This window comes from Bacteroides sp. HPS0048 (genome assembly GCF_964240755.1).
In the GTDB taxonomy this organism is placed as follows: Bacteria; Bacteroidota; Bacteroidia; order Bacteroidales; family Bacteroidaceae; genus Bacteroides; species Bacteroides nordii.
Genome location: NZ_CAXSVC010000062.1, coordinates 1 through 9,867, shown reverse-complemented (window position 1 = coordinate 9,867; position 9,867 = coordinate 1). Strand labels below are relative to the sequence as shown.

The following is a 9,867-nucleotide window of genomic DNA, read 5'->3' as shown; positions in this document are numbered from 1 at the left end:
CGTTTGGGAAGAGGATGTTTTCATGATGCAAAAATAAGAATTTTAACGCAATCCCCCAAGGTTTCAGACTGAGCCGATATAAAGATGAGGCTGATCCGTTTTTTTTCGGACCAACCTCATCTTTTCAGAAAATAAATACAATGTTATCCTCATTACTCCTGAAGCAAGACACGGGCTCCAGTTTTTAAAGTGACTCTCAATTCTGCATCTTTATTTCGGGGAATCCAAAACATCTGACGACACTCTCCCCGGGGAAGTTCACACCGATGTTTATAGTCGCCGCTCAGGTATTCCGTATCAATATCACTCTTCTCTACTCTCCAATTTTTCATCCCATTTAGATTAATGTGCAGATCCCGAATTGTACTCCGGTATACATCGAAGGATCCTGAAAAGACCTCTGTATTCAATGCACGAAATCTACAGGAATCAACTAAAAATGATTGAAACATGGTCCGGACAGAAAGGCTGTCCAATGTTAAATTGGAGAGGGCAACGCCCAATCCGCCCACATGATTGTAAATGAGTTTCAAGGTTGAATCTGCTTCCAGATTAAATTTCAATCCACGGGTGGGCAATTCATATTCGCCCTTTTTATCTGAAAACAGTTTTTCATCGTAACGGAAAGAGACGAACAAGGTGTCCTTTTCACGTTCAACCGTAAAGTATTTGGAAGCTCCTTTGGGATAAGAGAACGTCTTAGTCTCCCCCTGTCCAGGTTTTACCCACAATCTGCCCAACAATGGGATGTACACATTCTCCTTATCGAGTCTAAACTTTACGGTGTGAACGCCTGTCGCATCCATCGACACGGATTCCGGGAAAAGTTCTTTGTCCTCCTTTGGCTTATTGCCGGCTACTGAGGCATAAAAGACAAAGGCTAATAATACCAGCAGCCCCAATACTAATATTCCTATAAGTATATAAGTTGTACGTTTCATAAATCAGATTTTATTTTTATTGTTGTTTACTGTACTCCCGGTACATTTCTGCTATCTCATCTGCCGAAATACCAAGTGTATAAAGTTGTTTGAAGAAATAATCCAGCTCCTCTTTCAAAAATGTCTTTCGCCGAAGAGAGAGAATCTTCTTCTTTGCACCTACAGAGACAAAATAGCCAATACCACGTTTATTGTAAATCACCTCCTGTGACTGGAGATAATCAAATGAACGCATGGCCGTATTGGCATTTACCTCCACAATAGCGGCATATTCTCTGACGGAAGGAATACGTTCCTCCTCTTTGTACTGTCCGAGAAGTATCTCGTCACAGATTCTATCTGCTATCTGTAGATAAATTGCTTTAGCTTCTTTAAAATTCATAAGTTAGGAGTTTGTTACATTCTATTAATAATTTCAGCCTCTTTAAAACGGAAATAGGCAAGTGTCCAGTTCATCAGTGTAAAGAAGACTATTATAGCTGATAATATGAAATACTCTGTACGTTCCGTTCTGTAAATACCAGAGTAATCGCCATCCTTTTCAAGAATTAGATTGGCCACTCCCATAGTGACTAATACATAGAAAATGGTTATGATCACTCCGGCTACAAAGGTTTTTAAGAAAGCATTCTTGGGCCAGATAGAACTACCCAACACAAAACAGGACTGGAAAAAGAAATATCCTCCAATAACCAACATAAAATCTTTCAACGTACGGGTCAATGTATAATAGGGAACGTTTCCTCCGACACAATGTGACAACGGAACCGGTGCAATAGTATCTATATCCGGATATTTCAGTGTGTAAACCAATACTCTGGTATAATCGGCCAATTTATAAGCAATAAGAAAGACAACCAAAAAGACAACAGTAGAAACCAGCCAACGTGAAATATACTTTTCAAAAGGAGTGGCAGGAGTCATCAATACAGAAAGGCGGCTTGTCTTTGTTTTCATCTTTTCCATGGTAAAGGAAGCGCTCAGGCAGCCAAACGTCCAAAGTCCCCACATCAAAAGAGGCAGAAGAAATCTCCAGGCAGGATCAGTGTCTCCATAGCCTCCACCCCGATACTGAAAGTAACCGTTCCAAATCATAATAAGCGCCATCACTCCGTACATCAACACAATACGAAGCACATTTGATCTCCAATTCTCTACCATATCTTTACGGCAAAGATTCACAAAGCGGGGCATACTGAAAAAAGTATCTTTTATCATAACTCATTCGTTTTTGTATGAAACAATTTTGCAATCTCCTGTGGCACAGATAAAGTAGCATTAAAAAGCAACTCGAGATTTATATCAGACTCTTCTCCCTCTGTGTTAGGCAATATCATCACATTGCCCTGTATGGAGGGTGAAGCAAATAGAGCCATTTCTGCCAACTCACGATTATCGCTCTCCAGAAATAACAATTTCTCGCAGATGTTTGCCGTAGACTCATCAAGCAATACACGGCTATTATCCATAATCAAAACATGATCGAGAATTTTATCAATGTCGCGTACCTGATGTGTGGAAATAATAATTGTTTTATCATCCGTCATACCTGAAGCTATAAATTTACGGAACTGGCTCTTCCCTGGAATATCGAGTCCATTGGTCGGTTCATCCATCAGTAATAAAGAGGTATTTGTAGCAAGAGCAAAGCTCATGAACACTTTCTTTTTCTGCCCCATAGAAAGAGCCCCTAAATTGATATCCATGTCCATGTCAAAGTAATGAAGGTATTTCACCATATCCTCCTTACTGAAACGAGGGTAAAACGGACTGTTCAGTTCAACATAACTAACCAAAGAGACTGCCGGTAATTCAAACTCTTCGGGAACAAGAAACATGTCTTGTAAAGTCACCGGCAGACGGCGGCGAACGTCTGTATCATGATATAAAACCCGCCCGCTTTTAGGAGTAAGCAGACCAGTCATCAAATAGAGAAGTGTGGATTTACCCGCACCATTTTTGCCAAGCAATCCGTAAACTCTCCCCTGCTTCAGCGAAAGGGAGAAGTCGTGCAACACGGCACGCTTTGACTTACGGTAAACGAATGAAAGATGTTCTACTGCAATCATACCTTTTGTCTTTTAATATAATGTATAAGTGTATTAGTATAATAGTACACTGCAAAAGTAGATATTCTTTTTAATATTGCAATAGATAGAGAGAAAAAAAATTAATTCATTGATAGATTGATTGAACGAAAAGTCGATATAGAGATTGTTTTTGACCAATATAAAACAAACTCACTAAAAATAACATCAACTACATTTACAAACAGGATGTAGTTAATAAAAGAGAGGAGCTAAGATCACTCTCCACTCCTCCCACACGACAAACAACTAAAATTATTACTATTTGATGCCATCCAATGCCCTTTTTGCAGTAGCATTAGCGGGGTCTATAGCCAGAATTTTGTTCCAGTAATCTTTGGATTCAGGCAGCTTATTAGCCACCAGATAATAATACCCCAGATAACTGTAACACTCGATAAGCGCGGAATTGTAATGCGAGTCATTTTTGCTTTCCAGCAATGTAGCCACCTCTTCATAATAAGGTTTAGCCAGACCTTGCGTTGTTTCCGGGTCTAACGCAGAATTAGCACGTGCACGCCAGAAGTTACCTAAATAACTATCCGGAGCAGCCTGAGCTATCACTGCAAAAACAGAATCAGCTGAAGCAAGAGCAGCCTTGCGTTCATCAAGACTAACGGTCAGGGTATCACCTTGTGTACCTTTTCCGTAATAAAGTTTTCCTATCTGGAACTGCAAATCAGAGGTCTGTTTATCAGCAGACAATGACTTATAGTACTTCTGATAGGCATCAATAGCCTTCGTATAATCGTTCTTCTGCTCATAAGCGTTAGAAATCTCACGCCATAAATCAGTTTTCGTTGCATCCAGTTCAATAGCTTTCTGATATTGTATGACAGCTTCATCATACATTTTTATAGCATTGAGCAGATGTCCGTAATACATATAGTCCAAATAAGAATAATCAGCATTATCAGAAGCACCGAAGAAGGCATCGGCTGCTTTCTTAGCTTCGTCATAACGTTTCATATCTGTGTAATTATACATCGCCAGGCGATTGAAAGCAGCATGACGGGCATTCCGTTGCAATCCCTTATTGGCTATCTCCAAAGACTTATCAAATTTATGATTCAGGAAAAGAGCAAATGCATATTTCACTAAATCATTCTCCGTGGCTTCAGGAGTATCTATAAAACGGGCATATGCTTCAGCAGCTTTATCAAAGCGATTGTTCATATAGTATACTTCAGCCAGCTTTTTGTCAGCCTGTACACTTGAAGGATCAACCGCTTTCAGCTGTTCCAGTTTCTCAATAGCCTGTTGTGGATTAGCTCCTTTGTATATATCGGCCAGTTTCAGATAGGCCTGTTCACTCTTCGGATTAAAATAGATAGCTTGTTCATACATCTGGCAAGCAGTACCGGCATCTTTCCGGGCAAAAGCAATGTCTCCCTCCAGAACAGAAATATCAGCAGATTTTCTATCTATTTTCTTTGCCAAAGTCAGATATTCTTCTGCTTCAGGCAGTTTTCCAGCATCCAGAAATGCATGTGCCACAGCTATCACTAATTCCGGATTCTTTTTATTTTTTCCTTTCAATAATTGATCAGCCTGTTCCGAAGCCTGGTTCAGATCGGTCTGAATAAGAGTTTTCATTTTGGCAAATCCAGCTTGCCATTCGGTATCTCCCGATTGTGCAAAAAGAGAACCGGTTGCTATAAATGCCCCTGCTAAAAATAATTGAAATCGTTTCATTGTAATCAATTTTAGTTATTATTCGTCTTTTACACTCACTATACGTACTGGTTGAGTGGCCGGAACTAATCCGGACTTTAATATAATCCGCTGCCCTCTGTCGGAAGTCAAAAATGAAGCAAATCCCCAGGGCAAAGTACTACGAGGATCGTTCAATAAAATATAAATCGGTCGTGCCAATGGATAGTCTCCATAATATAAATAGGCCTGATAAGGCTTGTAACTATTTTCCGGTGTAGCTATATCCTCAGCACTGACAGACATCACCCTGACTTCATCACGGAAAGAAAGATTAGTTGTATCGCTTCGGTTACCTAACCAGTTCACACCAATTACTCCAATAGCATCCGGTGTTTGAGCCACATAATTGATAACTTGCCGATTGGTTCGCAAAGCTTTTACATTCGTCGTAGAAAGCGATTTTCCACCACAAATAGAATCAGTTGCAAAACGCACTGTACTTGAATTAGGATTATCAAATACCACACTGATATCCTTCAAACGTGAATCCGGATAAATATCCTTCCAACTTGTTACCTCACCGGTTAGTATCCGACGAATATCCCGTACACTAATCAGTGAATCCCGATTTTGCCGATTTACAATCAGAGCCAGTCCATCCGTAGCCAGTTTAATCTCCCTAGGGAAAAACTTACGGCTATGAAATGAGTTCATCTCTTCTTTGGTCAATGTACGGGTGGTTATCGCCAGACGCACACTATCTTTCAGAAGAAGATTGACAGCATCAACCTCAGTAGTATAACGAGGGACAATTCCGGCCAAAGGATATATTCCCTCAAACACATCTATCTCTTCCTGCACAATAGGCTGAAAACTTTCATCTGCAGCAATAGAGATAACACCTGACGTATATGTATCTGTAAATCCGTCCTTAGGTTTACGGTTACATGAAGTCAATGCAACCAAAACACAAAAACTAATTAACCAGAATTGTCTCTTCATCATCACATTATTGTAATTTAAACATAACCGGAACAGTATATTTCACCCTCACCGGCTTACCATTTTGCTTTCCGGGAATCCAATGAGGCATGGATTTTATCACACGGAGTGCCTCTTTGTCCAGATAAGGGTCTACTCCACGTGCCACGCGTGCATCTGCAATAGAACCATCTTTCTCTACAACAAACTGTACTATTACACGTCCCTGTGTTCCATTCTCCTGTGCAATGGTAGGATATTTAATATTCTTTGCAAGGAAAGACATCAGCTCTGCATTTCCTCCAGGGAATGTAGGCATCTGTTCCACCATATCAAAGATTTTTTCGGGTTCTGGCTCAGCCTGTGTTACCACCTGCTTCAAGTCAGCAATATCTTTACCATTTGCTTCATCGTTACCCTTTACATCGGCAATGGAGATAGCAACTTTTGTTTCCGTCAATTCCTGCTGGCTCTTAATCTCATCATCCTCGTGTACCTCTTCATCTTTCTTGATGACAGGTGCCGTAAATTTGATAGAGCTCTTTAAAGCAGGAGGCGGAGGAGCTACCGGCTCCACTTTCTTCATTTCATCCTGTTTCACTTCCGGTTCTTCCAGTTGTGACAGGGTAGTTACCTCAGTCATTACCTCTTTTTGTTTAGGCGTAGCAAGCTTGATAAGTGCCGGAATGCTAAATCCAATCAATGCAACGACTACTACAAACAGCATCGCTATATTGTGTCTTTTGGGTGAATCTTCACGCATCTTATAGGCACCATATGCCTTGTTCTTGCCATTAAATATCAGATCACACCATGCTGAAGAGGTCAAATCTATTTTTGCCATTGTTCTTTTTCTTTTAGGTGTTACTTAATTATTCGGCAATATTTTGTGAGAGCTCACCTTTAGAGTCGTAATTCTTAATCAGGAATTCGTCTGCTTCGGCAATGTTCGTTATCACATACTTACCAATATTGCAAATTTGCATTTCATCGAGAGCGTCAATCAGATTCATATACGAAGCATCATCCGTAGCTTTAATAATCACTGTCGGAGTATCCTTTCCACCTTTTATCTCAGAAAGTTGCTTTGTAAATTCGTCCTCTGATATCTTTAGTTCAAGCTTCTGTTGTTTCAGTTCATTCACTTTACGCACAGCAGCCGCATTCTTTTTCAGAAGTATGGCCCTTAGTCCATCCGGCTTATAACTCGTCTCTTTCAACGATGTATAGTCCTTATAGTTAGGTTCACCTTCATAATAGTATAATTTATTATCACTTCCCAGCAACAATGTAATAGCCTGTGAAGCCTTCACCTTACTCTGTTGCTCTTCTGTGATATTTTTATCATTGCTCGGCATGCTTATCTCCATCGTCTGAGGTTTGCTCAGAGAGGTACAAAGCATAAAGAACGTAATCAGCAGCATATTCATATCGACCATCGGCGTAAAGTCTACGCGCACAGCCATCTTTTTCTGTTTGCTGCCTTTTTTCTTTTTACCGCTTTCTTGTACTTCAGCACTCATAGTTTTATTCGTTTTTAGTTTTCAGAAGTAGTTTTCAGAGAAGTTATCAGATTGTATCTGTTTTCTCTGAGATCCTGAAGCGAGTTCATAACATTCTTAATCACAGCATATGGAGTATTCTGGTCTGCCTTAATAGCAATACGCAAATCTGAATTCACTGCACGTGCATTACGTACCCATGCCTTAAACTGATTATCGATACTATCACAAGGAATTCCTTCATTCTTCAATACAGCATCTTGTTGATCCGTTGGTAAATCCAGGAAAGTTTTCATACTTTTCATTGGTACACCAAAGGTAGAAGAGATAGCAAACTTCTGTTCCTGCTCCGGTGTAAATGTTACTCCATACTCCTTTCCCATATTTTCCAGGACTTCTCTCATATCCGATTGTTTATCCAGACTCATAAATATCTTTCCGTCCGGATCGACCAATATCGAAAGGATATTGCTTTCCGGAATTTTAATTTCGGAAACTGAGGCTGGAGTTGTTACTTGTACCGGCTCCTTTTTTACAAATGTAGATGTCAACATAAAAAAAGTAAGCAGCAACACAGTAACGTCACTCATCGCCGTCATATCAATGAACGTACTTTTCTTTTTAATTTTTGCTCTACCCATGATTTTTATTTTTTAAAGGGTTCGCACGCTTATTTATGAGTTGCAGCAAATGTCTGCACAATAGAAAATCCGACTTCGTCAAGGCTATAAGTCAGTTTATCAATCTTATTAGTGTAGTAGTTGTAAGAAATAACAGCCAATGCACCAGTAAGAATACCAAAAGCTGTGTTGATCAAAGCCTCAGAAATACCTTGTGACAAAGCCATAGAGTCAGCACTACCACCAGCAGCCAAAGCAGCAAATGAACGGATCATACCGATAACTGTACCGAGTAGTCCCATCAAAGTACCTAAGGTAGTAATAGTACCGATAATCGGAAGATTTTGTTCCATCATAGGCAATTCGAGAGCAGTAGCTTCTTCCAATTCTTTCTGAATAGCCAACAACTTTTGGTCTTTAGACAATGTATTGTCTTTTTCCATTTCATCATACTTTTTCAGAGTAGCAGTAACTACGTTAGCTACAGAACCACGTTGTTTGTCACAGATTTCCTGTGCCTTTTGCAAATCACCTGCAGAAAGTGCTCCTTTAATGTTTTCTACAAATTTCACCAGAGTTCCTTTACCGAAAGCCGAACGAAGTGCAAAATAACGTTCTACACTAAGAGCAAGCACTGTCAGTAATAAAGTTTGAATAATCGGTACGATAATACCACCTTTGTAAATTGTTCCTAAGAAGTTTCCAGGCAATGGATGATTGTTGGGGTCGTTGTTCACAAAGTTTCCAGGGTTTCCGAGCAAGAATTCATAAATGCAGATAGCCAGTATAAAACAGCATACAATAACCCATCCAGCAGATTTGATACCTTTAAACGAGGATTTTTTTTGAGTAGTTTCCATAATCAGTTTTTTTGTTTTAAAGAATTTATTAATTTGATTGAATTTAAAATTCAGAGGTACAATTGAGCGCAACGCACCCGGGCTCTACGACAAAGAATCACATTCTAAGCCGCATAGCAAACGTGCAGAATAAATAAAAAGGAATTAAATAAGGATGCGTCTTAGCGCGAAGATGTAATATTCGCTGCTGGATTGAGCGTAATAAGGATCCTTATCAGAATGGTAGGATTTACTTTTGTCAAGTACTAATAAATTCTCTCTTAGACACAGCTTATGCATAATATCCTTCAAAGAATCGAAGATTTCCATGCTGCGACGCATACGCTGATTATGGGAGGAAGTATGTGACTCGGAAATTGGTTTAAAACCCAACTCTACATCCGAAATCGATAATGCATGTAGTCTATTGTAGAAAGCGACATCATCACTGTCTAAAGAAGCGGAAACAGCATTCTTTGCAGATTCTGAAACCTGACAGGTAGCAACAGAAGAATCGTCTATACTCAATGCATTACCCCGCATGCTAAATGATAGCAGCAGAATAAACATTAGTAGATATTTAACAGACGTTTTCATTGTACACTTTATAAAAAGGTTTCAAATCATGAATTGAAATATGCCGCAAAAATAATAACTAATCAGATATAAAGTCTATAATTTACATCTTTTAATTATCAAGAATCCCAACTCTACAGTAATAACATAATTCAGTTTAATTTTGTTTTAACTAAAAGAATCTTTCTTTTAAATAAATATGTGATCTACACGAAAAAGAGCTTGATTATATATCAAGTTTCCTTCTAAAAGTAGCTCGTTTAGGGAGGATATAATAAATAGTTAATAGCGTTTCAATATAGAGTTTTATACAATATTACTTCTTGATTTTCAGAATTTCTGTGAATTGTTTTCAGTGTTTTCTTTATAGTATCACAAATAGAACATAAACACCAAAAAACGCCTTAAATTGATTCAACCGATAATTTAATATCTTGTGATACCATTATCAACAAAATGCAGATAAACACAGATTAATGCATATTAAAACCATTGATTCCTTGTATTTCCCACACTGGGAAGTTCTCCAGGCTGTGTTTACGTTGGTTCCCCACAGATTGGCACCGAGTTTCACAGGGGCACAGAAACTTTCACCACCGAGTTTCACAGAGGAACACAGAGTATTGATTATCCTTCATAAACAGAATAAATAAGAATACGGCTTA

General features: G+C 39.0%; 11 protein-coding genes. All 11 read right to left on the bottom strand.

Translation table 11 applies throughout. The features are described 5' to 3' along the window. Positions 1-152 precede the first annotated feature (152 nt). The 11 genes from ACESQI_RS23875 to ACESQI_RS23825 all read right to left on the bottom strand — a co-directional run bounded on the left by ACESQI_RS23875 (position 153) and on the right by ACESQI_RS23825 (position 9,223). Complete coding sequence (locus ACESQI_RS23875; protein WP_002562763.1) at positions 153-941, bottom strand: hypothetical protein; 789 nt, start codon at positions 939-941, stop codon at positions 153-155. Positions 942-957: 16 nt separating this feature from the next. Next, positions 958-1,323 (bottom strand): GntR family transcriptional regulator, encoded by a 366-nt coding sequence (locus ACESQI_RS23870; protein WP_002562764.1) that lies wholly within the window; start codon positions 1,321-1,323, stop codon positions 958-960. A 14-nt stretch (positions 1,324-1,337) separates the two neighbouring features. Continuing rightward, on the bottom strand, positions 1,338-2,159 hold the full coding sequence (locus tag ACESQI_RS23865; protein ID WP_002562765.1) for a hypothetical protein: 822 nt from the start codon (positions 2,157-2,159) through the stop codon (positions 1,338-1,340). Beyond that, on the bottom strand, positions 2,156-3,010 hold the full coding sequence (locus ACESQI_RS23860) for an ATP-binding cassette domain-containing protein (protein ID WP_007487697.1): 855 nt from the start codon (positions 3,008-3,010) through the stop codon (positions 2,156-2,158). The genes ACESQI_RS23865 and ACESQI_RS23860 overlap by 4 nt, the downstream gene beginning before the upstream one ends. Positions 3,011-3,289: 279 nt before the next feature. Beyond that, the gene (locus ACESQI_RS23855; protein WP_007487698.1) at positions 3,290-4,723 is read right to left on the bottom strand and encodes a tetratricopeptide repeat protein; all 1,434 of its coding nucleotides are present in this window, start codon (positions 4,721-4,723) and stop codon (positions 3,290-3,292) included. Between the two features lie 18 nt (positions 4,724-4,741). Next, complete coding sequence (locus ACESQI_RS23850) at positions 4,742-5,689, bottom strand: PstS family phosphate ABC transporter substrate-binding protein (protein ID WP_002562768.1); 948 nt, start codon at positions 5,687-5,689, stop codon at positions 4,742-4,744. Between the two features lie 4 nt (positions 5,690-5,693). After that, complete coding sequence (locus tag ACESQI_RS23845) at positions 5,694-6,509, bottom strand: energy transducer TonB (protein ID WP_002562769.1); 816 nt, start codon at positions 6,507-6,509, stop codon at positions 5,694-5,696. A 28-nt stretch (positions 6,510-6,537) separates the two neighbouring features. After that, entirely contained in the window at positions 6,538-7,188 is a 651-nt protein-coding gene (locus tag ACESQI_RS23840) for a biopolymer transporter ExbD (RefSeq protein WP_002562770.1), read from the bottom strand. Positions 7,189-7,202: 14 nt separating this feature from the next. Then, positions 7,203-7,808, bottom strand: coding sequence for a biopolymer transporter ExbD (locus tag ACESQI_RS23835; protein ID WP_007487701.1), 606 nt, complete (start codon positions 7,806-7,808; stop codon positions 7,203-7,205). Between the two features lie 29 nt (positions 7,809-7,837). Beyond that, complete coding sequence (locus ACESQI_RS23830; RefSeq protein ID WP_195661475.1) at positions 7,838-8,647, bottom strand: MotA/TolQ/ExbB proton channel family protein; 810 nt, start codon at positions 8,645-8,647, stop codon at positions 7,838-7,840. Between the two features lie 144 nt (positions 8,648-8,791). After that, positions 8,792-9,223, bottom strand: coding sequence for a hypothetical protein (locus ACESQI_RS23825; protein WP_007487702.1), 432 nt, complete (start codon positions 9,221-9,223; stop codon positions 8,792-8,794). Positions 9,224-9,867: the final 644 nt, after the last annotated feature.